The sequence below is a fragment of the Kordiimonas sp. genome (assembly GCF_048264555.1).
In the GTDB taxonomy this organism is placed as follows: Bacteria; Pseudomonadota; Alphaproteobacteria; order Sphingomonadales; family Kordiimonadaceae; genus Kordiimonas.
This window is the reverse complement of sequence record NZ_JBLXCX010000004.1, coordinates 71,442-97,327: the sequence shown is the minus strand read 5'-3', so window position 1 is coordinate 97,327 and position 25,886 is coordinate 71,442. Positions and strand designations below refer to the sequence as shown.

At 54.5% G+C, this 25,886-nt stretch carries 26 protein-coding genes and 1 tRNA gene; 17 read left to right on the top strand and 10 right to left on the bottom strand.

Going from position 1 to position 25,886, the window contains the following annotated elements; genetic code table 11:
- Positions 1-177: 177 nt before the first annotated feature.
- The 4 genes from ACN0XZ_RS12440 to ACN0XZ_RS12425 all read right to left on the bottom strand — a co-directional run bounded on the left by ACN0XZ_RS12440 (position 178) and on the right by ACN0XZ_RS12425 (position 3,246).
- Positions 178-1,047, bottom strand: a complete 870-nt coding sequence (locus ACN0XZ_RS12440; RefSeq protein WP_417458097.1) for a DUF4238 domain-containing protein — start codon at positions 1,045-1,047, stop codon at positions 178-180.
- Between the two features lie 245 nt (positions 1,048-1,292).
- Positions 1,293-1,382 (bottom strand) — tRNA-Ser (locus ACN0XZ_RS12435).
- A gap of 77 nt (positions 1,383-1,459) precedes the next feature.
- Entirely contained in the window at positions 1,460-1,870 is a 411-nt protein-coding gene (locus ACN0XZ_RS12430) for a thiol-disulfide oxidoreductase DCC family protein (protein ID WP_417458096.1), read from the bottom strand.
- Positions 1,867-3,246 (bottom strand): HTTM domain-containing protein, encoded by a 1,380-nt coding sequence (locus tag ACN0XZ_RS12425; protein WP_417458094.1) that lies wholly within the window; start codon positions 3,244-3,246, stop codon positions 1,867-1,869. Before ACN0XZ_RS12425 ends, ACN0XZ_RS12430 begins: the two co-directional genes overlap by 4 nt.
- A gap of 219 nt (positions 3,247-3,465) precedes the next feature.
- Between ACN0XZ_RS12425 and ACN0XZ_RS12420 the strand changes: the two genes are divergently transcribed.
- The 16 genes from ACN0XZ_RS12420 (at position 3,466) to ACN0XZ_RS12345 (ending at position 18,382) form a co-directional block, all read left to right on the top strand.
- Positions 3,466-4,443, top strand: a complete 978-nt coding sequence (locus tag ACN0XZ_RS12420; protein ID WP_417458093.1) for an NAD(P)H-dependent flavin oxidoreductase — start codon at positions 3,466-3,468, stop codon at positions 4,441-4,443.
- Positions 4,444-4,574: 131 nt separating this feature from the next.
- Entirely contained in the window at positions 4,575-5,660 is a 1,086-nt protein-coding gene (locus tag ACN0XZ_RS12415) for a dipeptidase (protein ID WP_417458092.1), read from the top strand.
- A 229-nt stretch (positions 5,661-5,889) separates the two neighbouring features.
- The gene (rplU, locus tag ACN0XZ_RS12410) at positions 5,890-6,249 is read left to right on the top strand and encodes a 50S ribosomal protein L21 (protein WP_417458091.1); all 360 of its coding nucleotides are present in this window, start codon (positions 5,890-5,892) and stop codon (positions 6,247-6,249) included.
- A 30-nt stretch (positions 6,250-6,279) separates the two neighbouring features.
- Positions 6,280-6,531: a 50S ribosomal protein L27 gene (rpmA, locus tag ACN0XZ_RS12405; protein WP_417458090.1), complete on the top strand. Its 252-nt coding sequence runs from the start codon at positions 6,280-6,282 to the stop codon at positions 6,529-6,531.
- 179 nt (positions 6,532-6,710) lie between these two features.
- The gene (gene obgE, locus ACN0XZ_RS12400; RefSeq protein ID WP_417458089.1) at positions 6,711-7,784 is read left to right on the top strand and encodes a GTPase ObgE; all 1,074 of its coding nucleotides are present in this window, start codon (positions 6,711-6,713) and stop codon (positions 7,782-7,784) included.
- Between the two features lie 11 nt (positions 7,785-7,795).
- Positions 7,796-8,929 (top strand): glutamate 5-kinase, encoded by a 1,134-nt coding sequence (proB, locus tag ACN0XZ_RS12395; protein WP_417458088.1) that lies wholly within the window; start codon positions 7,796-7,798, stop codon positions 8,927-8,929.
- Between the two features lie 9 nt (positions 8,930-8,938).
- Positions 8,939-10,204 (top strand): glutamate-5-semialdehyde dehydrogenase, encoded by a 1,266-nt coding sequence (locus ACN0XZ_RS12390; RefSeq protein ID WP_417458087.1) that lies wholly within the window; start codon positions 8,939-8,941, stop codon positions 10,202-10,204.
- A gap of 2 nt (positions 10,205-10,206) precedes the next feature.
- Entirely contained in the window at positions 10,207-10,851 is a 645-nt protein-coding gene (gene nadD, locus ACN0XZ_RS12385; protein ID WP_417458086.1) for a nicotinate (nicotinamide) nucleotide adenylyltransferase, read from the top strand.
- On the top strand, positions 10,852-11,247 hold the full coding sequence (rsfS, locus tag ACN0XZ_RS12380) for a ribosome silencing factor (RefSeq protein ID WP_417458085.1): 396 nt from the start codon (positions 10,852-10,854) through the stop codon (positions 11,245-11,247). It abuts the gene before it with no gap.
- A gap of 84 nt (positions 11,248-11,331) precedes the next feature.
- The gene (gene rlmH, locus ACN0XZ_RS12375; protein ID WP_417458084.1) at positions 11,332-11,793 is read left to right on the top strand and encodes a 23S rRNA (pseudouridine(1915)-N(3))-methyltransferase RlmH; all 462 of its coding nucleotides are present in this window, start codon (positions 11,332-11,334) and stop codon (positions 11,791-11,793) included.
- 53 nt (positions 11,794-11,846) lie between these two features.
- A complete protein-coding gene (gene gpmI / locus ACN0XZ_RS12370; protein ID WP_417458083.1) occupies positions 11,847-13,424 on the top strand; it encodes a 2,3-bisphosphoglycerate-independent phosphoglycerate mutase in 1,578 nt (525 codons plus the stop codon).
- 19 nt (positions 13,425-13,443) lie between these two features.
- Positions 13,444-14,670, top strand: a complete 1,227-nt coding sequence (locus ACN0XZ_RS12365; RefSeq protein ID WP_417458082.1) for a murein hydrolase activator EnvC family protein — start codon at positions 13,444-13,446, stop codon at positions 14,668-14,670.
- A gap of 39 nt (positions 14,671-14,709) precedes the next feature.
- Entirely contained in the window at positions 14,710-16,059 is a 1,350-nt protein-coding gene (locus tag ACN0XZ_RS12360) for a S41 family peptidase (RefSeq protein ID WP_417458380.1), read from the top strand.
- A gap of 56 nt (positions 16,060-16,115) precedes the next feature.
- Entirely contained in the window at positions 16,116-17,297 is a 1,182-nt protein-coding gene (locus tag ACN0XZ_RS12355) for a divergent polysaccharide deacetylase family protein (protein WP_417458081.1), read from the top strand.
- 15 nt (positions 17,298-17,312) lie between these two features.
- The gene (locus ACN0XZ_RS12350) at positions 17,313-17,792 is read left to right on the top strand and encodes an RNA pyrophosphohydrolase (RefSeq protein WP_417458379.1); all 480 of its coding nucleotides are present in this window, start codon (positions 17,313-17,315) and stop codon (positions 17,790-17,792) included.
- Between the two features lie 74 nt (positions 17,793-17,866).
- A complete protein-coding gene (locus ACN0XZ_RS12345) occupies positions 17,867-18,382 on the top strand; it encodes a hypothetical protein (RefSeq protein WP_417458080.1) in 516 nt (171 codons plus the stop codon).
- Positions 18,383-18,432: 50 nt separating this feature from the next.
- On the opposite strand, the gene ACN0XZ_RS12340 is transcribed toward ACN0XZ_RS12345, so the two are convergent.
- From ACN0XZ_RS12340 to ACN0XZ_RS12315, 6 genes are all read right to left on the bottom strand, one after another.
- The gene (locus ACN0XZ_RS12340) at positions 18,433-18,840 is read right to left on the bottom strand and encodes a F0F1 ATP synthase subunit epsilon (protein ID WP_417458079.1); all 408 of its coding nucleotides are present in this window, start codon (positions 18,838-18,840) and stop codon (positions 18,433-18,435) included.
- Between the two features lie 20 nt (positions 18,841-18,860).
- Positions 18,861-20,279, bottom strand: a complete 1,419-nt coding sequence (gene atpD / locus ACN0XZ_RS12335; protein WP_417458078.1) for a F0F1 ATP synthase subunit beta — start codon at positions 20,277-20,279, stop codon at positions 18,861-18,863.
- Between the two features lie 26 nt (positions 20,280-20,305).
- The gene (locus ACN0XZ_RS12330) at positions 20,306-21,199 is read right to left on the bottom strand and encodes a F0F1 ATP synthase subunit gamma (protein WP_417458077.1); all 894 of its coding nucleotides are present in this window, start codon (positions 21,197-21,199) and stop codon (positions 20,306-20,308) included.
- Positions 21,200-21,224: 25 nt separating this feature from the next.
- The gene (gene atpA / locus ACN0XZ_RS12325) at positions 21,225-22,757 is read right to left on the bottom strand and encodes a F0F1 ATP synthase subunit alpha (protein WP_417458076.1); all 1,533 of its coding nucleotides are present in this window, start codon (positions 22,755-22,757) and stop codon (positions 21,225-21,227) included.
- Positions 22,757-23,317, bottom strand: coding sequence for a F0F1 ATP synthase subunit delta (locus tag ACN0XZ_RS12320; protein ID WP_417458075.1), 561 nt, complete (start codon positions 23,315-23,317; stop codon positions 22,757-22,759). Before ACN0XZ_RS12320 ends, atpA begins: the two co-directional genes overlap by 1 nt.
- Before the next feature lie 399 nt (positions 23,318-23,716).
- Positions 23,717-25,330, bottom strand: coding sequence for a glycosyltransferase family 61 protein (locus ACN0XZ_RS12315; RefSeq protein WP_417458074.1), 1,614 nt, complete (start codon positions 25,328-25,330; stop codon positions 23,717-23,719).
- 164 nt (positions 25,331-25,494) lie between these two features.
- On the opposite strand from ACN0XZ_RS12315, the gene ACN0XZ_RS12310 reads away from it, so the two are divergent.
- Complete coding sequence (locus tag ACN0XZ_RS12310) at positions 25,495-25,839, top strand: hypothetical protein (RefSeq protein ID WP_417458073.1); 345 nt, start codon at positions 25,495-25,497, stop codon at positions 25,837-25,839.
- Positions 25,840-25,886: the final 47 nt, after the last annotated feature.

Sequence of the window (25,886 nt, the reverse complement as noted above, 5' to 3'; positions counted from 1 at the left end):
TGAATGGCGGAGAGTGAGCTTCTGGGACATCAAGTATTATCAATGACATAGATTTTTAGCCCCACATTTAGACCCACAACCCGACCGAGCATTAGCCGCATTATAACACTTTGATATTAAAGCCCTTTCGAGCTCCATTTGAGAAGTCGCACTAAATGGGGATCCACATTCACCTTCTTAGCTATTGCCCAAAGCTGTGCGTATATATGACCGGTTTAGCAAAAAGCGGCGCGGCTGCTCATTTCTCGCGTAAACCCTTTTCCTAGCCTGATAGAAAGAGGACTCATTTAGACGCAAAGCCAATCTTTTGGGGTCCTGTTTCCTCAATAACTCAGCAACTTTCCCAGACTTCGCTGCAATGAAGGCTTTCTCAGGAGAAATGGGAAGCGCGAGAATGGTGTCAGGCTCCCAAATACCTTTTGTAAGAATACAAGGCCGGTCCGATAGAACGAGATCAAAACCTACTCCCGAAAAATCCCACAGCCACCATTTCATGTCGCAGATCGCCTGCCCTGCTTCCACGCTACCTGCGATTTCATGATAAAAGGAAAGCCCAAAGTTCTCAATTAGACCCGGAAAGGTTTGCTCGGTGAAATCCAGCAAGCAGGACGGGGCGTTCTCCAGTGCTAGCTCCTCGTATTCTTCGGGCGCATCTTGCAATGACGCGATCAACACATCCGCGGCCTCTGCCTTTAGGTCGCGTACAACATCTGGTTGCCGCACCAATAGGCAGGTAAGAAAACGGACCCAATCTATTCTTTCTTCAGGCGAAAGCGCTTTGAAGCCTTGCTGAATTAGTTTCTGGTGAACTTTTGCGGCTTTATCGTCAATCGACATATGAAAGCGTGTTTCAACATCCTGCTTTTGCATTCCCACAACTTCACTCTCAGATAGAGCGTAAAGATCGTCTTCGTATCCTGTATATTTCGGGCCGCTTCGTTTCGAAGGATAATGAGGCAAGTCCAGCCTGAACACTTCAAGCTTGCTGTCGGCGGCTTCGCCGACCCACGCGCGCAGTAGAAATTTAGGTACAAAATGGTGCTTCATATAACGTTTATACTAAGTGCAATGAGATTCCTAAACTAGCCTTCTATTCACGGATCGAAACACGCCCTATGCCTCTCCCAATGTGATGCATGGACCATAAAATTAGCATTTTCCAGTCCCACATTTAGGCCCACAAATGTGTGGGACTGAGTAAGGTATCTTGAAGTGTCTTGGGCGAACGTCAAAAAATAGGCCGCAGAATTCTGCGACTTCTGGGCATTCTTAGAATTTCTTAGCTAAGAAATTGGCGGAGAGTGAGGGATTCGAACCCTCGGTACGCTTGCACGCACAACGGTTTTCGAGACCGCCCCATTCGACCGCTCTGGCAACTCTCCGCATCGGGGCAAGGCCGCACAGGCTATGGTGCGGCAGCGGCGCGCACCCTACTCCAAGCCCAATTGGCGTTCAAGCGCTAATCTTGGTCAAGATCAAGGAAATATCGCCGCACCGATTTATCCGGTATCTGGCATTCGTCCGTTCGGCCAAATAGCCGATATCTGTTCGTCCCTATCTTGTTATACACCCAGTCCCGCACCGGTTTGGGGATGATGAGAAAAACTGCCATAAGCGGCCAGAGCGCAGAAAGCCGCCCCATGATGCGGAGCGCGGCGGATGAGCGGTCATAAAGCTGGCCATTCATCAACAGATAGATCGTATCCATCTGCGCGGTGACGCTATGCGTGGCCAAAAGTTCCTGTGCCGCTCTTGATTGCAGCGCGGCAAAACGAAACCTGTGTTTCTTGTCGCGCTTGAGGACAAAACGAACGCTCTCATTACAGAGGTTGCAAACACCGTCATACAGCATCACAGGGTTGTCGCTCACGGCTCACCCTCCGCTATTATGCGCGTCTGCGGTTTATCTTCAGAATAAGGCCTGATCCAACCGTCCTGTGCGATGAACGTACGCTCTACCGTAGCCAAGTCCGTCGTCTCATCGATAAACCGCTCATAGGGGCGGCCATTGACCGACACAAATGAACGAACAAAAACCTGCGGCGCACGAAGGGAATAGACCCTCTTCCAGTGATCGCGCAGATGGTGCGCGAACTCAAGGATCATATCCGGCCGCGCCACCATCTTGCGTTCCTGCCTATATGTCAGGAAGTCCCGCGTATGCACAGCCCAGCTTTTACCAGTATCAGGGTCAACAATCCGAAATTTTACCGTACCTTCCTTGTCGCGCAGCTTCATCCGCCACGAGAAACGGTGCCCCTGCTCGTTCCATGCGACATTGCCGTCATATATATAGGGCCTGAGCGGGAGCGCCGCTTGCGATGCCAGCCAGGCAACCACCAGGACCGCAATAGCGCTGTTGACCTTATATGGCTGCCCCTCCGGGATCACAGGTGCCGCGTCCCTTCTAAACCCTGCCAGCAACTGTCGCGGCCATGAAAAATCGAAGAAAAGCAGCGTGCCCGCAATGGTCAGCCACGGGAATATGCCGATGCTCCAGAGGAAATGATTGAACAGATGGAAGGTGGTGTAGACTATAAAAACAAACAGGCGCAACCTTGGCACAAGGAGAAGGGGCGCGCCTGCAACATGCAGGATCGCCACTGCCCAAGCGGCAAAAACACCAAAATCTGCGTCAAGAAAGAAACGCTCGATAAAGGCAGGGAAATCATCTGCGGAGCTTGAGAGCCAATCATGCAGCGGCAGGCCCGCGAGCCAATCCGCATTCAGTTTCACTATTCCCGCCCATATGAGCATCACTTCCATCTGCCCACGCATCAACCACATCGACCATGCAGGCACATGATCATGCACCGCGCTTCGCGCACGCATTTGGTCAAACGACCAGACCCTGTTCGCCGGTACAAACACCATCAGGAACGCCAGCAAAATCGTGAAATAGAAGTGGTTGAGGTACTGGGCTTTATCGAGCAGGAAAATATAGCTGAACAGGGTGAAGAGACCGATGATCGCCACCCGATAAAACAAGCCCACCATCACCAGAAAGGCGAATATGGCCAGCAGTTTAACGAGCCACACCATGGCGTAGGGCGGCAAGGGCTCTACCCACTCAAACCCCTGATAGCTGAACCGGAAAGAGGGGAAGAGAAACTTGGCTTCAACCCAGTTTCGGCTGTCATAGCGCCAGGCTTCATAGATAATGACGGCGCCAAACAGGATGCGAAACACAGCAAGGGACGCGCCGTCTACCGGCTGGAATAAGCGCGTTTGAAAACCTGTCCACATGATGGTTGACCTTTGCCTTGCCCCTTCAGGCGGTTATCCATACTGGAGTAGCACGGGCCACGGCTTATTGCCAAGCCGCCCCAACTTCATTATTTACTGGACTATGAAGTCCAATAAACTATCTTCCCCTAGACACAAAAAGAGAGAGTTTGACGGACGGCGCTTTCACCCTACCGTCACACCAAACGAGAATAGTGACCCCAATCAGGATTGGCAGACATGGCGATACCCCAACAACTTTCTAAATTGCGGATTCCGGTAATCGGCTCGCCGCTCTTCATCATCTCAAATCCGGACCTCGTGATCGCGCAGTGTAAAGCGGGTATCGTCGGCTCTTTCCCGGCTCTGAACGCGCGGCCGGCCCATGTGCTTGAAGAATGGCTGAAACGCATCACGGAAGAACTGGACGCCCACAACCAAGCCAACCCCGATAATCCTGCGGCACCTTTCGCGGTTAATCAGATCGTCCACAAGTCCAACGAGCGGCTAATGCACGACGTTGAGATGTGCGTAAAATATAAGGTGCCGATGATGATCACCTCGCTTGGCGCCGTGAAGGAAGTGAATGACGCCGCTCATTCCTATGGCGGTATCGTGATGCATGACATCATCAACAACCGTTTTGCCCGCAAGGCGATTGAAAAGGGTGCTGATGGCCTTATTGCTGTGGCGGCGGGTGCGGGCGGCCACGCAGGCACGCTCTCTCCCTTCGCGCTTGTACAGGAACTGAGAGAATGGTTTGACGGGCCGATCGCGCTTTCAGGCTCCATCGGTACCGGGAATGCGGTGCTGGCGGCCGAGGCCATGGGCGCTGATTTTGCCTACATCGGCTCTGCCTTTATTGCCACGAACGAAGCGAACGCTGACGAGCGTTACAAGCAGGCTATTGTTGATAATGGTGCGGAAGACATCGTTTACACCAACCTCTTCACCGGTGTGCACGGCAACTATCTGGCACCGTCTATTGAGGCCGCGGGCCTTGACCCCAAAAACCTGCCTGAAAGCGACCCGACCAAAATGAACTTTGGCTCCGGCGGCAATTCAGCCAAAAAGGCGTGGAAAGATATCTGGGGTTGTGGCCAAGGCATTGGTGCGGTGAAAGAAATCGTGCCCGCCGCAGATATGGTAGACCGTCTCGCTCGCGAATATTTCGCTGCGAAAGACCGTATCGCCGGGTATGCCAAAGCCGCAGAATAAAGCCTGAAAACTGCTTTCCTGATCTCTCAAAAAGGGCGGCATAAGCTGCCCTTTTTTATTGGCATTGATGTATGCCGCATTCCCCGCCTAAACTGCTGCCCTACGACATACATGGGCACAAGGGGGCTGACATGAAACCAAGCAGACGCGATTTTATCACCACCACAGCGGCCGCGGTTGCAGCGATGGGGATTAGCCCCAAGCTTTTTGCCGCCAGCAAGGAAGAACTCACTGCGCTTTATGATCGCGCCCTTGTCATAGACACCCTCGCCTTCGCACGAAAATGGGACGAAGAGGAATATAAAGCCGTTGAGCAATCAGGCTATACCGGCATTATCACGAGCCTCAACCGTAGCTCCCTCAAGGTCGCGCTTGATGAACTTCTGGAATGGCACCGCAGGGTGGACGAGGAACCTGAACGCTTCCTGCTTGCATTGAAGGCAGACGATTTTCTCGCAGCAAAACAAAGCGGCCGCATGGCCGTGATGCTCAACTTCCAGAACTCATCCATGCTGGAAGGGGACGTCGACAATATCGATGTGCTTTACGAGATGGGCATGCGCTGTTTCCAGCTAACCTACAATAGCCGCAATCTGGTTGGGGATGGCAGTACGGAACGCACAAACGCGGGCCTGTCGGATTTCGGCCTCGCTGTTGTGGAACGCATGAACGGTCTGGGCATCATTGTTGACGTCTCGCACTCCGGCAAACAAACCACGCTGGATGCAATTCACTTCTCCAAGAAGCCGATCGCTTTCACCCATACCATGTGCGAAAGCCTACGTCCCGGTCACCCCCGCGCGAAAGAAGATGCTGCCCTCAAGGCACTCGCGGACAAGGGCGGCGTTGCAGGTATTGCGGCCCTCGGGTACTTCCTCGGCAAAAAACCGGGCGTTGAAACCACGATCGAGACCTACGCTGATCATATCGATCATGCTGTCAAAGTGATGGGGATCGACCATGTTGGGTTGGCGACTGATTTCCCGGTGCGCGGCATCGCCAGTTGGGCAACACGGGAGAATTGGTATGAACCTCGGCTAAAAAGCTTCAAACCGGTCTATGATGTGCAATGGCCTTCATGGATTCCCGAGCTTGATAGCCCCGACCGTTTCCGCAATCTTCTGCCCATACTTGACCAGCGCGGTTATTCGACCGGCGATATGGAGAAATTGCTGGGCCAGAACTGGTTTCGCCTGTTTCAGGAAATCATCGGGTAAACTTGGGGCCAACAATCCTGAAGTGCGCAGAAAACTGCGCTCAAACACATGTTTTGAGTTGACTCATCCACAGCTATCCGTATATTGCGCGCGAGTTGGCGGCAGGCCTATGGCCCGTGCTGCTACTTTTGCTTTGAAGAAAAGCCAGCGGAAACCGCCCAAAGTGTGGGACGTTTCAAAGGGTTTGGTCCACCCGGTTGTCTGCGGCGCACATTAGAAAGGAACAGTTATGTTCGCAGTCGTAAAGACAGGCGGTAAGCAATACCGCGTTGCCGAAGGCGACGTTATCAAAGTTGAAAAACTTGATGGCGAAGTTGGCAAAAACGTAGTGCTCGAAGAAGTGCTCATGGTTGGCGACGACAAAGGCGTCAAAGTTGGTGAGCCTCTCGTAAAGGGCGCTAAAGTTACCTTCGAGGTACTTGAGCAAAAGAAAGACAAAAAAATCATCGTCTTCAAAAAGAAGCGCCGTCACAACTATCGCCGTAAGAAAGGCCATCGCCAGGAAGTTACGGTTCTACGTGTGTCGAAGATCGCTGGTGCAGCAGCTAAGAAAGCAGCGCCTAAGAAGACAGAAGCAGCGGCTGAATAAGCGGCCCTTACAAGATAAAGGAGTACTCTAATGGCTCATAAAAAAGCTGGTGGTAGTTCCCGTAACGGTCGCGACAGTGCTGGTCGCCGTTTGGGTGTAAAAAAATTCGGTGGTGAAGCGGTTCTCGCAGGCAACATTATTATTCGTCAGCGCGGCACCAAGGTTTACCCGGGTGAGAACGTAGGCATGGGCAAAGACCACACCCTGTTCGCACTCACTGAAGGCCACGTGAAATTCTCCAAAGGCAAAGGCGGGCGTTCGTTCGTTTCTGTTGAGGGTTAATTCCCAGTTTCACGCCTAAAGTTTTCGGGAAGGCGGGCTTTCATGCCCGCCTTTTTCTGTATCGCGTACATCACCAAAGGCCCCAAATGGCTTTCGGTGATGTATGGCTGAAGAAAATATTGCGGAACCACGCCTCTATGGCGCTTTCCGCACCAACGATGATCTGTTAAAAAAAGCCCATGAAATTTGTAGACCAGACAAGAATTTACATCCAAAGCGGCAAGGGCGGAAACGGCTGTGTTTCCTTCCGGCGCGAAAAATTTGTCGAGTTCGGCGGCCCTAACGGGGGCGACGGCGGCAAAGGCGGCGACGTTGTGGTTGAAGCCGTGTCTGGCCTCAATACCCTCGTTGACTACCGCTACAAGCGTCACCACAAGGCCCAAAAGGGCCAGCACGGCATGGGCAAAAACATGACCGGCGCCAACGGTCAGGATCTTGTCCTCAAGGTCCCTGTAGGCACGCAGGTATTCGATGAGGACATGGAATTCCAGATCGCTGACCTCACCAAGGTTGGGGACCGGGTTATTCTGGCCAAAGGTGGCCACGGTGGCCTCGGCAATACCCACTTCAAATCCTCCACCAACCAGGCACCTCGCCGCACCACACCCGGTGGTGAAGCTGAGGAAATGAATGTTGTATTCCGCTTGAAGCTGATCGCCGACGCGGGCCTTCTGGGCCTCCCGAACGCTGGAAAGTCAACATTCCTAAGTGTTGTTTCGCGTGCGAAACCAAAAATTGCAGATTATCCCTTCACAACAATCGCGCCTCAGCTTGGTGTGGTTGGCATGGGGGAGAATGAGTTTGTGCTCGCCGACATTCCCGGCCTGATTGAAGGGGCGAGTGAGGGCGTCGGGCTTGGCACTCGCTTCCTTGGCCATGTTGAACGCTGCGGCGTGCTCCTGCATCTGATCGACGGCACTCAGGAAGATGTTGTGGACGCCTTTGAGACCATCATGGGCGAGCTTGAGCAATATGGTGGTGATCTCATCGGCAAACCGATGATCATTGGCCTCAACAAGTCTGACGCGATTGAAGCGGAGGAACTCGAAGAGAAACGTCTCGCGCTGCAGGATGTCTCTGGCCAGCCGGTCATGACCCTGTCGGGCGCCACCAAGGAAGGTGTGAAGGACGTTCTCGCGGCCCTTTGGGATGTGGTCAAGGAAGACCAGGCCAAACGGGCGATCGAGGAAGAAGGCTCCGCCGGCGCCGATCAGGACAGCTCATCCACAGGCGGTGAGTGGTCCCCCATTTAAGGTCAACGCCCATGCCAGCGCCCTCCCCCTTCAACTATATCCAGAAGGCCAATCGCCTCGTCATCAAGATCGGCTCTGCTCTTCTGGTAAACGGTGAGGACGGCTCGCTCCGGAAAAGCTGGCTGGAGGCGCTTGCGAAAGACGTGCTGGCGCTCAAAGCGCGCGGGTGTGATGTCATTCTTGTCTCTTCTGGCGCTGTTGCCATGGGGCTGGAGCCCTTGGGCTTTAAAGGCCGCCCGAGCCGCCTTGAAGAAGCGCAGGCCGCCGCGTCTGTTGGCCAAATTCGTCTCGCGCAGGCTTATCAAACCCTTTTTGCCTTTGAGAATGTGGTGATCGGGCAGATCCTGCTCACTATCCATGACCTTGAAAATCGCCCAAGCTACCTGAACGCCCGCAACACGGTTGAGGAGCTTTTGGCGCGCGGTGTTGTACCTGTGATCAACGAGAATGATACGGTTGCCACTGCCGAACTGCGTTTTGGTGACAATGATCAGTTGGCCGCGCGGGTGGCCCAAATGGCGGGTGCTGATACTCTCGTACTGTTGAGCGATATTGACGGCCTTTATGACAGCGACCCCAGAAGCAACCCGGAGGCCCGCTTCCTTGAGGTCGTCGAGAATGTGGATGCTGGCGTCGAAGCCATGGCGGGCCCGCCCAGCAAAACGACACCTGGCACTGGCGGCATGATCACGAAGTTAAAAGCCGCGAAAATTGCACTCGCGGGCGGCTGCTCAATGATCATCATGAATGGCCACGCAAATTCCCCTCTTGCTCGCCTTGAAGCGGGTGAGCGCGCCACGCTGTTCCCGGCCAACACAGACGCGCTGACGGTACGAAAGCAGTGGATACGCTCACTGATGGCGCCCAAGGGATACATTCATATCGATGCTGGTGCCGTGAAAGCCCTTGAAAGCGGCGCGAGCCTGCTGCCCGCAGGCGTTACAGAGGTAGACGGTGGTTTTGACCGTGGCGATCTTGTTGCGGTTATGGCACCAAACGGTCATCTTGTTGGGCAAGGCCTGACGTCCTACAGCTCCGACCATGCTACCTTGATGCAGGGGCGAAGGATGCAGGATGCCCAAGCTGTTCTGGGGCATGTCGGTCGGTCCGCTCTTATTCACCGCGACGATCTGGTCTTATTTTAGGAAGCCATCATGAATGCTCAGGATAATATCCCCCAATTGATGGCCGAGATGGGCGCACGCGCGAAGGTTGCCGCTAAAAAACTGGCGCTCGCCAGCACTGAGGCCAAAAATAACGCGCTCCGGTCTGCTGCTCAAAAACTAAAAACCAGCACCAAGGAAGTCCTAGCCGCAAACGCGGAGGATATCGCTTTTGCAGGTGAAAAAGGCCTGTCTGACGCGATGATTGACCGCCTCCTTCTTGATAAAAAACGCATCCGTGCCATCGCGGATGGGCTTGAGGCTATCGCTGACCTCAAAGACCCAGTTGGTGATGTGATGACGTCCTGGGATCGCCCCAATGGGCTGAATATCTCCCGCGTTCGTGTACCGCTCGGTGTCATCGGTGTGATTTACGAAAGCCGCCCGAATGTGACGGCCGACGCTGGCGCCCTGTGCCTGAAAGCGGGGAATGCCGTTATTTTGCGTGGTGGCAGCGAAAGTCTGAACTCAAGCCGCGCCATCCATGAATGCCTTGTTCACGGCCTATCGGAAGCGGGACTGCCTGAAGACTCTATCCAGCTTGTCCCCACGCGTGACCGCGCCGCCGTTGGTGAAATGCTCACCATGACAGGGGTAATCGATATCATCGTGCCGCGTGGTGGTCGCTCGCTGGTGGAACGTGTGCAGAACGAGAGCCGCGTGCCTGTCTTTGCCCATCTCGAGGGTATCTGCCACGTTTATGTCGACGCGGCAGCAGACCCGCAGAAAGCGCTTGATATCACCCTCAACGCCAAGATGCGCCGAACCGGCATTTGCGGTGCCGCGGAAACCCTTCTGGTGGACGAAAACGCCGAAGCGCTCGCGATCTTTGTCATCGGGGCACTGCTGGATGCTGGCTGTGAGGTGCGCGGTGACGAGAAAATGCAATTCCTTGACGACCGGGTAAAACCGGCGTCAGAGGAAGACTGGAACACTGAATATCTGGACGCCATTATCTCTGCGCGTTTTGTTGGCGGCGTGGAGGGCGCGATCACCCATATCGCGGAGCATTCATCCGGCCATACCGAAAGCATTATCACCGAAGATGCCGTGGCGGCCACGAAGTTCCTGAACGAAGTGGATAGCGCGATTGTCATGCATAATGCCTCCACACAGTTCGCGGACGGCGGCGAATTTGGCATGGGTGCCGAGATTGGCATTGCAACGGGCCGTATCCACGCCCGTGGTCCCGTGGGGCTCGAGCAGCTTACCAGCTTTAAATATCAGGTTCGCGGCAGCGGCCAGACAAGGCCGTAGGCGTGACCGCCTCGCCCCATAGCTTGCTGCGGGAGGCCGCGCTATGGCGTGGCCGCACGGTCGCGCTCTATGGCGGCAGCTTCAACCCAGCCCATAAGGGCCACAGGCGTGTGGCGCGGGAATGCCTCAAACAGCTTCATGCCGATGCAGTGTGGTTTCTCATAAGCCCCGGCAACCCGCAAAAGGCTGATGGCAGCATGGCAGCTTTTAACCAGCGGGTCGCAAGTGTAGAGCAACTCACACACCACCACCCCCGCATGATGGCAACCGATATTGAGAAACGGCTCGGTACGCGCTATAGCGCCGATACGGTTTCAGCCTTGAAGAAGGCCATGCCCTTTACCAACTTCATTTGGGTTATGGGGGCAGATAATTTAGCGAGCTTCCACACATGGCGCAGATGGCGAGAGATCGCTCAGGCGCTTCCCATTGCGGTTTTTGACCGTCCGGGGTATGCTCTTACAGGGCTGGCCAGTCCCTTTGCGCGGTGTTTCAGGCGTTTTCGCATGGCACCACAAAGACTTAAGGCCTCCCAATCACCGGCTTGGGCGTTTGTGACAATGCCACGTCATCCCGCCTCAGCCACACAGGCCCGTCAGCTTTTGGGTGAAAAATGGCTGTCTGGCATCGAGAGAAAGGAAAATTAGTTGCAGGCATCATCGGAGACGCTGAGCGTCACTGAACCTCTCCAGGGCCTCGCGCCCGAGGACATCTTAAAAACAGCAGTTTCTTGCCTTGACGACAACAAGGCTGAAGAAATCGTTTCCATCAATTTGGCAGGTAAATCCAGCATCGCTGATTATATGGTTATTGCGAGCGGCCGTTCGCAGCGCCAGGTATCCGCGCTGGCTGACTATGTCATCAAAGGGCTAAAACAAGCTGGCCACAAGGACATTGTTGTACAGGGCCTGGAGCAAGCTGACTGGGTGTTGATTGATGCGGCTGATGTCGTTATCCATATCTTCCGCCCGGAAGTGCGCAGCTTCTATAACTTGGACAAGATGTGGGGCACCGCCCTTGAAGACAATGAGACGGTGAACTAACCACCGGATCATTGAGCGCGCATCTTTTTGCGCCGCCACAACCTGTAGACAAAGCCCGAAGAGACGGGCTTTGAAGAGAGTGCTGTGCAGCTTTCCATCATCGCCATAGGACGAATGCAGCGGGGCCCCGAGCAAGAGCTCGTGGATGAATACCTGCGCCGCCTGCCGTGGAAATCAGCGATCGTTGAGATCGACATCAAAAAACAGGCCGCCAACGCCGACGAACGCAAAGCACGGGAAGCGGAGAGATTGTTGGCCGCCATCCCCGACGGTGCTGCCGTTATTGTGCTTGATGAACGCGGGAAAACATTAAATTCCCGCGCATTCGCAAAACAGATTGACGACTGGCAAAGCACCGGTTTCAATAATCTCGCTATCGTGATTGGTGGCGCAGATGGCCTTGATGCCAGTGTTTATAAGCGTGCTGACTTGAAGCTCGCATTCGGGGCGTTAACATGGCCCCATATGCTGGTCCGCGCTATGCTGGCAGAACAGATTTATCGCGCCTGGTCCATTAACGCCGGGCACCCCTATCACCGGGACTAATAGGGCGCTACCCTCTAAGGCGCCAGAATTTAATGTGTGGAACAGATTACGCCATGAGTGAGCAGAAAACCCAAACGCCAAAACCTGTTGTGCTGTGTATCCTTGACGGCTGGGGTTACCGTGAAGACACGGCGGATAACGCTATCAAGCTCGCCAAAACACCCAACTACAGCCGCCTGTGGGATAGCGCGTCTCGTGCGTGGCTCAAAACCAGTGGGCTGGCTGTTGGTTTGCCCGAAGGGCAGATGGGCAACTCAGAGGTCGGCCACATGAACCTCGGAGGTGGCCGTGTGGTGCTGCAAGACCTGCCCCGCATTGATGAAGCAGCAGCGACAGGCGCGCTGAACAGCAATCCTGAACTTGTCACCTTCATCGAGAAACTCAAAAAAACAGGTGGAACAGCACACATTATGGGCCTCCTGTCGCCCGGCGGGGTGCATAGCCATCAGGACCATATGGCTGCACTTGTAAAAGCCATCAGCGACGCCGATGTGCCGGTTGCCATTCATGCCTTCCTGGACGGACGGGACACGCCGCCTCGTTCTGCGCTGCCATATGTGGAAAAGTTCGAGAAAGACATCGAAGGGTATGACGCTCATATCGCCACCGTAACCGGCCGCTACTGGGCGATGGACCGGGACAAACGCTGGGACCGGGTATCCAAGGCCTATAACGCAATGGTCAAAGGGACTGGCGAAACGGCTGCCAAGGATGCTGTTGAGGCGATTAACGCGGCCTATGAAAGAGACGAGAACGACGAGTTTGTCGCAGCCACCGTGATTAGTGACTATGCCGGCATGGCGGACGGAGATGGCCTCCTGATGGCCAACTTCCGCGCGGACCGCGCCCGTCAGCTTCTAACCGCGCTCGTGGACCGCGAGTTCGACGGCTTTGACCGTGGTCGTGTGGTCAAGTTCGCCGCTCAGGTTGGCATGGTTGAATATTCGGTAGCGCTTTCCGAGTTTCTGCCCACGCTTTTCCCTGCGGAGGAAATCAAAAACTCGCTCGGCGAAGTGCTCGCGCGCGAAGGTATCAGCCAGCTCCGCATCGCAGAAACCGAGAAATACGCACATGTCACCTTCTTCTTCAACGGCGGGTCTGAGGAAGTGTATGAAGGTGAGGATCGGATTTTGATCCCCTCCCCCGATGTTGCCACCTATGACCTCAAGCCCGAGATGTCAGCCCCGGAAGTGACCGACAAGATCGTTGAGGCTGTCGCCAGCGGCAAATACGGCGCCATTATTGTCAACTATGCCAACCCGGACATGGTGGGGCACACAGGTGTGCTTTCCGCCGCGATCAAGGCAGTTGAAACCATCGATACCTGCATCGGTCGGCTGGAAGACGCTGTGCTGAAAGCAGGTGGCGCGCTGATTGTGACAGCGGACCACGGCAATGTGGAGATGATGAAGGACGAGAGCACCGGCCAACCCCACACCGCACACACAAGCTTTGATGTGCCTGCCCTGTTGATCGGCACTGACTGTGCCATGAAAGATGGCCGCCTGGCGGATGTTGCCCCAACCATGCTGGCTTTGATGGGCATCAAACAGCCTGCTGAGATGACCGGCCACAGCCTGCTGGGAGATAAGAAAGCGCAAGGGACGCATGAGGCCCGTGCGAGCGCCTAGGACACAAGAACGCCTGTGGGTGCAAACACGTAGCCTGCGCCTTTTAGGTGGCGTGGCACTTGTCTTTGCTCTCACAGCGCCCGCAATGCCGCAGGAACGCAAAGAGGCGGCCGAGAGCAACCTCGACCGTCTCGAAGAACAGATGGACGCACGGGAACGGCAAAAACAGGCGCTTGAAGAAGCGGCTGAGCAAGCCGCGACGGAGGCCCGCAGCCTGTCCGAAAATCTGGTCACTGCCGCTCGCGATATCCGGCTGGCTGAAGAGAACGCTACGCGGCTCGAACAGAAAATTGCCGACCTTGAGACCGAATCAGCCGAGAAAAAAGCGACGCTTGAAATACGGCGGGATGAGCTTCTGAAGCTACTCTCAGCACTTGAACGCCTTTCTGCCCGCCCGGCTGTTTTCACCTTCCTGCAGCCCGAAGAAGCGCTCAAGACAGCGCGTAGCGCGAGCCTGATGGGCAACCTTGTGCCCACGATAGATGCCCGTGCCGCAGCGTTGCGGACCGAGCTTGGTGTGCTTGCTGATATTCAGAACAAATTATCTGCCGAACGCTTCAGTCTCAAAAATACTTTGGCGAAATTAACCCAACATCAACTAAACCTTGCTTCACTGCTGGAAAGGCGAAAGGCAGAAGCTGCTTCTGCCCGTACCGATGCTGAGCGTGCAAGCCGTGAACTGGCGGGATTTGCCCGCAAGGCAGCGTCGCTGAGGGAGTTGATCGACAAACTGGAACAACAGGCCGCAAAACGTGCCCAGATGGCGCCGGTCCATGTTACCCCCAGACGAGATGAACGCTCAATCGCCCCCATTGGCAAGCCTATGGGTGAGATGAAGGGGCTTCTGCCCTATCCGGCGATTGGCCCCATTGTTGGGCGGTACGGTGCGAAAGAAGGTGCAGGGCATGCGCGCGGCATCAAGATCAAGGCCCGAACAGGGGCACAGATTGTGTCCCCCTATGATGGCCAGATTGTATTTGCCGGGCCCTTCCGGGGATATGGACAGTTACTGATCATATCGCACGGAAACGGATACCACAGCCTGCTTGCAGGCCTTGCGGAGCTCAACAGTATCGTGGGACAATGGGTCCTGACTGGCGAGCCTGTAGGAACGATGGCAACAAACGAGAGCCAGACAGAGTTATATGTGGAATTGCGCCATAAGGGCGACACTGTCGATCCGGCACCATGGTTAAACCGAAAAATGGCCAGCGCGGACGCAAGCTCGAAAACGAGCGCAGAGTGATAGTAGTAGCGAGTGATACTTAAGAAAGGTGGCAACAACATGCGGAAATTGGTGACGGGAACCTTAATGGCCCTGATGATGGCGCTGCCGGTACATGCCGACAAGCAAACCAATCAGGACGACTTCTACGAGCAGCTTGATCTTCTCATGCGTATTTTTGAACGTGTGCGGTCTGAGTATGTTGATGAAGTTGACGACAAGGAAGTTATTGAGGCTGCCATCCAGGGCATGTTGCGCTCGCTTGACCCACACTCAACCTACCTTAACCCGGACGTTTACCAGCAGGTACGTGTGCAGATGGAAGGTGAATACGGCGGCCTGGGCATCGAAGTGCAGATGGAAAACGGCGTCGTGAAAGTAGTTTCGCCTATTGATGATACGCCAGCAGACAAAGCCGGTATCCAGGGTGGCGATTTCATCACGCACATTGACGGCAACGCCGTTATGGGCAAAACGCTTACCGAAGCCGTGAAAACAATGCGTGGCCCTGTTGGCTCGCCTATTGTTGTTACCGTTGTGCGCGAGGGCGCTGACGCACCCTTTGATGTGGAAATTGTGCGCGAGAAGATCATGGTGCGCTCTGTTCGCCACCGTATCGAAGACCAGACAATCGGTTATATTCGCGTCACCACCTTCAACATGCAAACCGGCGAAGGTGTTGAAGATGCCATCGCAAGCATTGTGGATGAGCTGGGCCCATCGCTTGACGGTGTGATCCTCGACCTCCGCAACAATCCCGGCGGCCTTCTTGATGAAGCTATCCGGGTTTCCGATGCGTTCCTTGACCGGGGCGAGATTGTTTCCACGCGTGGTCGCCGCCGCCAGAACAACAACCGTTGGTACGCCACAACCGGTGACCTTCTGGACGGCGTGCCTGTTGTTGTGCTCACCAATGCCTATTCGGCGTCAGCGTCAGAGATTGTAGCAGGTGCACTGCAGGACCATCGCCGCGCCGTTGTTGTGGGTGACAAAACCTTCGGTAAAGGCACTGTACAAAGCGAAATTCGCCTCGGCCGCAGCGGTGACCGTGCTATTCGCCTGACCACAGCCCGCTATTTCACGCCAAGTGGTCGCTCCATTCAGGAGCGTGGTGTTGAGCCTGATATTCAGGTCCTGTTCCCGCGCCCGAAAGGCCAGACAGGCAACCCGCGCCGTGAAGCCGACCTTACAGGGCATATCCAGAATGATCAGGACAGCCTCGACATGACGGGCGAGGAAGATATCGCTCTTGAAGCCGAGGTAACAGACGCCCAAGTGCTTGAAGATGTAGAATCTGGTAAACAACCTGTTGACGTACAGCTCAGGTATGCGATTAAGCTGTTGAAAGATATGTCCAGTCTACCCAAGTCTCAGGTTGCGGAAGTTCGTCAACCTGCCGGACAGGATTAAGCGCACATGCGCATCTTGGGCGGGACTGACTAACAGATCAAAGGGAACTGTCGACAGTGCCGTCCAATTGGAATGCTTTGTTCATTGCGTGGGCCGTTAGCCTGATCATCGTGATCGGCGGCGGTCTCTTCTTCGAATTCACCTATGACCCGGCCTCGCATCAGGCTGAGCCTGAACAGCCGCGCCAAGAGGTTGCTGAAAACACTACCCCTCAGCAGCAGCCCGCGCCCGCAGATGCTGGCACGGCGGATAATGAAGACGATGGTCACACGGCTTCAGGTGATGAAGATACACCTGCGGCAGACATGCCTTTGAGCCAACCAACAGCAGAACCTGAGCAACAATCTCATCAGCAAGACCCTGAAACAGGGCTCAGCACACCGGCGCAATCCGCCCCCGCGTCTGCGCCCCAGATCGCCATTTCAGGCACATTGCGGGTTGAGGCCGACCCTGCGCTTCTTGAGCAGTCAAATCAGGGTCCGCTCCCGAAAATAGCGGATGACGGCCGCAAACCCTTTAATGTTTATGCTGCCCCCGCGCCGCGTAATGACACCAAACACCGGATTGCCATAGTGGTGACCGACATGGGCATGATGGCACGCAACACACGGCGGGCCATTGCCGAACTACCCTCTGAGGTGACCTTCGCTTTCTCGCCTTATGCGTCCAACCTTATGGAATGGGGTGAAGAGGCACGCCGCACCGGGCATGAGGTGCTGTTGATGGTCCCAATGGAGCCGCAGAACTACCCACAGAACGACCCTGGGCCGCTTTCGCTGCTCGCGAGCTATTCCACGCGGGAGAATGTGAACCTCTTGAAGTCGTCCTTAGGTAGGCTCACGGGCTATGTGGGCATCATCAACCATATGGGGTCACGTTTCACGGCTGCCGCAGACAGCCTGCGGCCTGTGCTGGATGAGCTTCAACGCCGTGGCCTGATGATGGTGGATAGTCGCGCCTCCCAATATAGCCGTGCCGTTAATATGTCGCGCGCCATAGGGCTGCCTTCCGCCTACAACAACCGCTATGTAGACGACAATCTCGCACCCGACGCCATCAACGCCGAATTGGCCGAGCTTGAGCAATATGCGCAGACAGTGGGGTCGGCAGTCGGTGTTGCACACAACTATCCGGTAACGATCAACGCTATCAATCGCTGGGCCGCGGGCCTTGAAGCACGTGGTTTTATCCTCGTGCCCATCACCGCTGTTGCGGACCGGCAACCTGCTCCTCGCTGAGCCTGAAGAGACATAATCGTGGCAAACAAAAGTGACCTGCCCTACCGGCCCTGTGCCGGTATTCTCCTCATCAATAAAGATGGGCTTATCTTCGTGGGTGAACGCATCGACATGCCGGGGGCATGGCAAATGCCACAAGGCGGCATTGATGACGGAGAGGGCCATGAAGAAGCCGCTCTCAGGGAATTGGAGGAAGAAATTGGCCTGAGGCCCAGACATGTCGATGTACTTAGTTGCACGGAAGACTGGGTGACCTATGACCTGCCCCAACATCTCCTTGGCAAGGTATGGGGTGGCAAGTATCGCGGTCAGAAGCAAAAGTGGTTCCTGATGCGCCTCAAAAGCGCCGATACCGCGATCAATATCGCCACCGAGCACCCTGAGTTTGCGCGCTGGAAATGGACAGACCACGCAAACATCCTGACCGAGATCGTGCCGTTTAAGCGCCCGGTTTACCGAAAGGTTTTAGCGGAACTTTTACCCCATCGAGACTAGCTTCTTGTCAACGGCAACCAATACCCTCATAAATATATTAAATACTACTCTGTATAGATATATTCGAGGCCGATATGACCGAAGCAGAAATCACGCAGCGCATTAGCGCTTTTCTAACGTCTATCGGCATTCCCGTGCATGAGAAACCGTTACCGGATAATACCTTCCTTCCCGGCGTTCGAATTGAGTACGGCAGCCTCGCCATAGACCCAGACAAGCTCGCATATCCCGGTGACATGCTGCATGAAGCGGGACATATTGCAGCAATGGCGCCCTCAATCAGGGCTAAAGCTTTCGACAACGCCGGGGATGATATGGGCGAAGAGATTGCCGCTCACGCCTGGTCTTATGCGGCGGCGTTGACCTGTGGCATCCCTGCTGAAGTTGTTTTTCATTCCAACGGTTACAAAGGTGCGGCCACGTGGCTCAAGGAGCACTATGAAAGTGATGAGTGTTTCGCGGGCCTGCCTCTGCTCGCGTGGTATGGCCTCACGGCTGTGCCGGGGCAGAACACCAACAGCGATGAGTGCGTATTCCCCAAAATGAAGGTTTGGTTGAGGGCCCATGATGACCCATCCCAGATCAAATAAAAAAGGCAGCTAAACAGCTGCCTTTTCTCATTCGTTAGAGTGCTGCCTTATTAGGCGGCAACAACATCCGCAAGCGCCACCATCCAGGCCAGCTCTTTTTCAAGGCGGGCACGCTCAACATCGTCTTTTGCGTCTTCGATGTCTTCGCGGGTGTCGGAGATTTTCTGCGTCAGCTCGCCCGTGTCTACGCTATCAAGCGCAATGGTCTCTTCCGCGAGGATGGTCAAACCCTCTGGGCTGATCTGTGCAAGGCCGCCTTTCACAAAAAGGCGTTCAGGCGTAGCGCCTTCGCTCTCAAAAATCTCAACTACACCAGGACGGATGGTGGACATCATGGGCGAGTGGTCAGGCAGAGCGGCGAAGTCACCGTCCGCGCCTGGGACCACAATCATCGCTGCCTCGGCGTCCTTGAGAAGGCGCTCAGGAGAGACGATTTCATAGTGAAGGGTATCGGTCATGATGTCCTTGTCCCGTTTGCTTATGCGGCTTCAGCAGCCAGTTTTTCTGCTTTAGCGACAGCTTGCTCGATGTTGCCTACGAGGTAGAAGGCAGCTTCAGGCAGGTGGTCGTATTCACCAGCAACAATCGCTTTAAAGCCCTTGATCGTGTCTTCGAGAGATACGAACTCACCAGCAATACCGGTGAAGATCTCTGCCACGTGGAACGGCTGTGAGAGGAAACGCTGGATCTTACGGGCACGTGCCACAACCAGTTTATCGTCCTCTGAAAGCTCGTCCATACCAAGGATCGCGATGATGTCTTGCAGCGACTTATACTTCTGCAGCACTTCCTGAACGGAACGCGCAACAGCGTAGTGATCATCACCAAGTACGCGTGGGTCAAGAATACGCGATGTACTGTCGAGCGGATCCACAGCCGGGTAAATACCAAGCTCAGCGATCTGACGGCTAAGAACCGTTGTCGCATCAAGGTGCGCGAACGATGTAGCCGGTGCAGGGTCAGTCAAGTCATCCGCAGGTACGTATACCGCTTGTACGGACGTGATCGAGCCCTTCTTCGTGGATGTAATACGCTCCTGCAGCGCACCCATGTCGGTTGCGAGCGTAGGCTGGTAACCCACAGCAGATGGGATACGGCCAAGAAGCGCTGACACCTCAGCACCCGCTTGCGTGAAGCGGAAGATGTTATCAACGAAGAACAGAACGTCCTGACCTTCCTGGTCACGGAAGTATTCTGCCAGTGTCAGACCTGTCAGAGCCACACGTGCACGGGCTCCTGGAGGCTCGTTCATCTGACCATATACGAGGGCTGCTTTGGATTCGCCGTCAAGGTTGATAACTTTCGATTCGATCATCTCGTGGTAAAGGTCGTTACCTTCACGAGTACGCTCACCCACACCTGCGAATACGGAGTAACCACCGTGGCCTTTCGCGATGTTGTTGATAAGCTCCATGATGAGAACGGTTTTACCAACGCCCGCACCACCGAAGAGACCAATCTTACCGCCTTTAGCGTAAGGCGCGAGAAGGTCAACAACCTTGATGCCGGTCACCAGAACTTCAGCTTCCGTGCTTTGATCTTCAAACGCAGGTGCTTCAGCGTGGATCGGAGCAACTTGCTTGTGGCCAACAGGGCCGCGCTCGTCGATCGGCTCACCGATCACGTTGAGGATACGACCAAGCGTTTCAGGGCCAACCGGCACCGAAATAGGCGCGCCAGTGTCAAGCACTTCAGCGCCGCGCACGAGACCGTCTGTTGCGTCCATCGCGATTGTACGAACGGTGTTCTCACCGAGGTGCGATGCAACCTCAAGAACCAGACGCTCGCCGTTGTTTGTTGTTTCCAGCGCTGACAGGATTGCCGGCAGGGCATCGTCGAACTGTACGTCGACAACAGCACCGATTACCTGTGTTACGCGGCCAGTATTCTTAGCCATTTTTTACACTCCTTCGTGTAACCAACTCAAAGCGCTTCAGCGCCTGAAATAATTTCGATCAGTTCTTTGGTGATGTTTGCCTGACGCGTACGGTTGTACGTGATGGACAGGCTATCAATCATGTCGCCAGCATTACGCGTTGCGTTATCCATCGCTGTCATCCGTGAACCCTGCTCGGAGGCAGCGTTTTCCAGAAGGCCGCGATAAAGCTGTACAGCTACGTTCCGAGGCAGCAGATCCTCAAGGATTGCGCCCTCGTCCGGCTCGTATTCATACACAGCACCACCCAAATCATCGCCGCCAGCATTTTCATTGGCAGCTTCCGGCATTGGGGTCGGGATAAGCTGTTGCTTGGTTGTGATCTGCACAAGAGCAGACTGGAACTTCGCATAAAACAGCGTCGCTACGTCAAATTCACCGCGCTCGAACATGGCCAGCACTTCGGTCGCGATTGGCTGTGCATCCGCAAAACCAAGGCGTTTAACCGCTGACATATCTTTGACGTCGATGATATTTGCGCTGAACTCACGGCGCAGCACACCATAACCCTTTTTGCCGATGCAGAGGATTTTCACCGTCTTGCCAGCAGCAATAAGAGCACGAATGTGAATGCGCGCAGCTTTCACGATATTGGTATTGAAGCCACCACAGAGACCACGCTCAGATGTTGCAACAATCACCAGTTCCACATCGTCTTTCCCCGTGCCAACAAGAAGCGGTGAAGCACCCGGCTGGTCCTTGACGGCAACGCCAAGGCCCGTGAGCACTTTTTCCATCCGCTCTGCATAAGGCCGGGCGGCCTCCGCAGCTTCTTGCGCACGGCGGAGTTTCGACGCAGCAACCATTTTCATGGCTTTGGTAATCTTCTGCGTCGACTTAACCGAGTTGATGCGGACTTTTAGATCTTTAAGGCTTGGCATTGCTCAGCCTCTCCTATCCGGGTTCTTAGCTAAAAGACTTCGCAAAAGCGTCGAGGATGGATTTCAGCTTGGAAATCGTATCATCAGACAGTTTAGCTTCTTTGCGGATCGTCGCGAGAACGTCAGCGTGCTTGGCGCGAACCTCAGCGAGGAACTGCTCTTCAAAGCGCGTAACGTCTGTTGTTGCGATCTTGTCGAGATAGCCGTTCACACCTGCGAAGATGGACACAACCTGCTCTTCAACCGGCAGCGGGCTGTACTGGCCTTGCTTCAGAAGCTCGGTCAGGCGCGCACCACGGTTGAGAAGTTTCTGTGTCGCAGCGTCAAGGTCAGAACCAAACTGTGCGAAAGCTTCCATCTCACGATACTGAGCAAGCTCAAGCTTAATGGAACCCGCAACCTGTTTCATGGCTTTGATCTGCGCGGCTGAACCTACACGAGATACCGACAGACCCACGTTAATAGCAGGACGGATACCTTTGTAGAACAGTTCAGTCTCAAGGAAGATCTGGCCGTCGGTGATCGAGATCACGTTGGTTGGGATGTACGCAGATACGTCACCAGCCTGTGTTTCAATAACCGGCAGAGCTGTCAGTGAGCCACCGCCACGCGCGTCAGACATCTTCGCTGCACGCTCGAGAAGGCGTGAGTGCAGGTAGAATACGTCACCTGGATAAGCTTCACGCCCTGGAGGACGACGAAGAAGCAGGGACATCTGACGGTAAGCAACAGCTTGTTTGGTCAGGTCATCGTGTACGATAACAGCGTGCATGCCATTGTCGCGGAAGAACTCACCCATCGCTGTACCGGTGTATGGTGCCAGGAACTGCATCGGTGCAGGCTCGGAAGCCGTAGCTGCAACAACGATGGAGTATTCAAGCGCACCGTTTTCTTCGAGCGACTTAACAATCTGTGCAACCGTTGAACGCTTCTGACCAACAGCAACATAGATACAGAACAGCTTCTCGCTGTCGTCTTTTGCGGCGTCGTTGATGCTTTTCTGGTTGATGAAGGTGTCAATCGCCACAGCGGTTTTACCGGTCTGACGGTCACCGATGATCAGCTCACGCTGGCCACGACCAACAGGTACGAGCGCGTCAATAGCCTTAAGGCCAGACTGCATTGGCTCAGAAACCGACTGACGTGGGATAATGCCCGGCGCCTTGGTTTCCACTCGCATACGCTGAACGTCTTTGAGCGGGCCTTTCCCGTCGATCGGGTTACCAAGACCATCAACAACGCGGCCCAGCAGACCTTTACCAACCGGCACATCCACGATGGCGCCTGTCCGCTTAACGGTGTCGCCTTCTTTAATGCCACGGTCGTTACCGAAAATAACGATACCGACGTTATCTGTCTCGAGGTTCAGGGCCATACCCTTAACGCCGCCCGGGAATTCAACCATCTCACCAGCTTGCACTTGATCGAGGCCGTATACACGAGCAATACCGTCACCCACTGAGAGAACGGTACCAACTTCAGAAACTTCAGCTTCATTGCCAAAGTTTGCGATCTGGTCCTTCAGGACCTTGGAAATTTCCGCTGCACGGATATCCATCACTGAACCCCTTTCATGGCGATTGCGAGGTTATCGAGTTTCGTCTTAAGGCTGTCATCCACCATGCGGGAGCCAACCTGTACAGTCAGACCGCCGAGCAGTGTTTCATCAACGGAAGCGTCGATGGCCACATCATGGCCGACAGCCAGTTTCAATTTTTTCTCAAGATCACCGAGCTGCTTCTTCGTGAGCTTGCGGGCGCTGACAACTTCTGCCCGAACTTCGCCGCGGTGATGCGCAAGAAGTTTCTCGAAGGAAGAAATTGTTGCACCAAGTGCGCCAAGGCGGCGATTCGCTGCGAGCACACCCAGGAACTTTTCGGTCATCGCATTCAGTTTTGCCGCTTGTGCAACACCAATAATGCCTTTTGACTGTTGTTCCCGGCTGAAGAGTGGCGACGACACCAGATCACGCAGGTCAGCGCTATCTTCCATCATCGCTTTCAGCTTGGAGAGATCGGATTCGACAGCATCGAGCGCCTTTTCCTCAATGGCGAGGTCAAAAAGCGCTACCGCATAGCGGCCGGAAATCCCAGAGACTATCGCTTTGTGCGAGGTCACGTCAGACGTTCCCCTAGGTTAGGTCTGAACCTGTTGAACCTTTGCAGATGGCCGAGTATTGGCTCACCTACGCTCAATTTTGGCCTGTTCTGGTTGGTATGAAATTCATACCCGCCACGGCTATGGCCAGCCGAAATGCGTGCTCCCTCTAGCATAGAGAATTCGTGCTTGCAAGCCGCCTAGTACAGCAATTCTCCATCTATCTGTTGTTGGACCAAAATAACCGCCCGAAATGCAGGTGTTAAGCACCTTTGACGCCCGTTCTGATACCGGGTGACAACACTATTATATTATAGGCGCTAAAGAGCCCACACTGCCATCGTCTTGCCTCTTCCAACAAAACGACCTTCTTGGTGTCAAACCGGAGCTGCGCACCAGCCCTTCTGGTCGAATCAATATCTACAGCGCGTTGGAACGATTGCGTTTCCGGTTTGCCACAATCAGCTTGGCCGCATCATTGAGGGAAAGCTCCTCAATCTGCCACGTTCGGCTCTGCCCAAGATCTTCACGTCTTAGCCACTCAAGGCTTGCGACAGCCAGCGACCGCATGGCACGCCACAACAACACGTAGTTTGAGCCTCTGATGCGGACCGCTGTCAGTGCAGGGTTTCGTTCGAGGATATCATCAAGCACACCGTATCCAGGGTTATCTGATGAAGGAACTTCGATAATCCAGAGCGAATTGACCTGGCTGCAATCGAGACTGCTGTAAAAAGTCTGCTCAAAGTTATCGTCTGCCCCGGCTTCCCTGAAAACATAGAGATCAATGGGTGCACGAAGGCATGCGGTCGCGAAAAAAATATCGGGCCGTATGTCAAAATGGGTCACCCCATTGCTTTTGGCGGCGGGAACATCGAATCGCGCCTTGTCTGAAACCGAATAGCGCTGCACACCCTCAAGGGTGGAGGTAACCGTATTATGGACCGGCCACAGCTCCATCAGATTTTTCAGCCCAAAGTAATCAGTCACAGATTTGACGATAGCGGCCAGGCGAGGAGGTGTCTCGGTTTGCTCATCGGGCGCACGCTTCGCATTCAGGTGCGCCAAGACCTCATCAAGGTCTTTCCACCAGCTGTTTATCTCGTTGGACCAGGTATTGGCGATGGAATGCAGCGACATACGGTTCACCTGTAGCATGCGTTGAGACACACCAAGCTTGTCTGCAATCATCTCAAAATCAGAGACATGGACCCTATCGAATATGGTCACTTTTCCTCGAAAGTCCGGCATCAGCACAAGCGTGTGCAAAGCAGAACCTTCAACGCCAGCGATCTCTTCTGCATCCGCCAGCATGGCAACCTGATCCGATATGGAATGTGCCTCTGGTTGGTAGATGGTCCATCCACACGCTTTCAGATTCTTCTCAAGTATCGTCTCGTTTAGAATAACGCCCTTTTTCAGCTTGCTGCGAGACAACCACACTTTTTTACCCGGCGTAGGCGTGTAGCCCCGCACGAGCGCCAGCGCATCCACCTGACAATCCCAGTACCGGCTGGAGATAACATAGCCGGGCTCGGCAATAGCGAGGCTCTCAACCTCGGTTTGCTGCTTAAGGCAGATGATTTCGTTCCGTGCGCCGAGTTGCCGTAGGAGATCGATATGCCAGTCAGCAAAATCGTCCCCTTCAAAGGTGATCCAGATTACAGGCACATCGGGGTGCTGCTTGAAATACCAAAGCCGGGTCAAGGTCTCTAAAAGGAAGTGGCCATAGTGATAGAAAAAATAACCACCAAAAATATAGTGCCCCTTGAGAGTATTTTTGGTCTCTCCCAAAACGCCCTCGCCCACTATTCTTTCAGTCCGCACCGCTGGGTCAGTCACCAAGTCGGGCCGGTCCTCCGGCGTCATACCGGCTGGGAAATTGTGCCGAAACAAGAGCGTCGAGGGGATAAGTTTTTTGTCACGATCAAATATGCCGCCCTTGCCTGGCCTGCGCGGCACGGGGCAAAAAACAGGCAAACATGTCACGTCCTTATAGACCTCAGCAGCCTTGTCTTTGACGTCTACCGACATACCCCCTCCAGACTTCGATTTCCAAATAACTGTCCGCTCTTAGCACTCCAGCGCGTGGCAGACAATCTGACACGACCTCATTTTGGGCACCTTGCCGCCCTATTTTTTACAATTTACAGCAGCATAAACTAACTCAAGGGGGCTAATTCAAGGGAGTGTGAACTATGAAACATATGATGACCAAAACCGTACTCGCGGCCACGATTGCTCTTTCAGGCTTTGTTGCCCCTGCAGTTTCTGCAACAGCAACAACGCCTGTGGCTGGCACTGTGCAAAATCAAGTTGCGAAGGATAAAGAGTTTGCTCAGAAACTTCGTGAGTTGAAAGACCGCCAACATCAGGAGTGGAACCAACTGATGGACCAGCAACGGTCCGAGATTGCTCAGATGGGTGAAAAATCACCAGACGAGCAGAAGGAAGTGATGGACCGCCACGCTGATGAAAAGCAGGAAATGAAACAGCGTCACCAGGAAGAATTGGAAGCGTTGAAAGCCGAATACCAAGGCTAACAAGAATCGCTGCTTCGCCGCGGGGCATCATCAAAGGCTGGGATCGG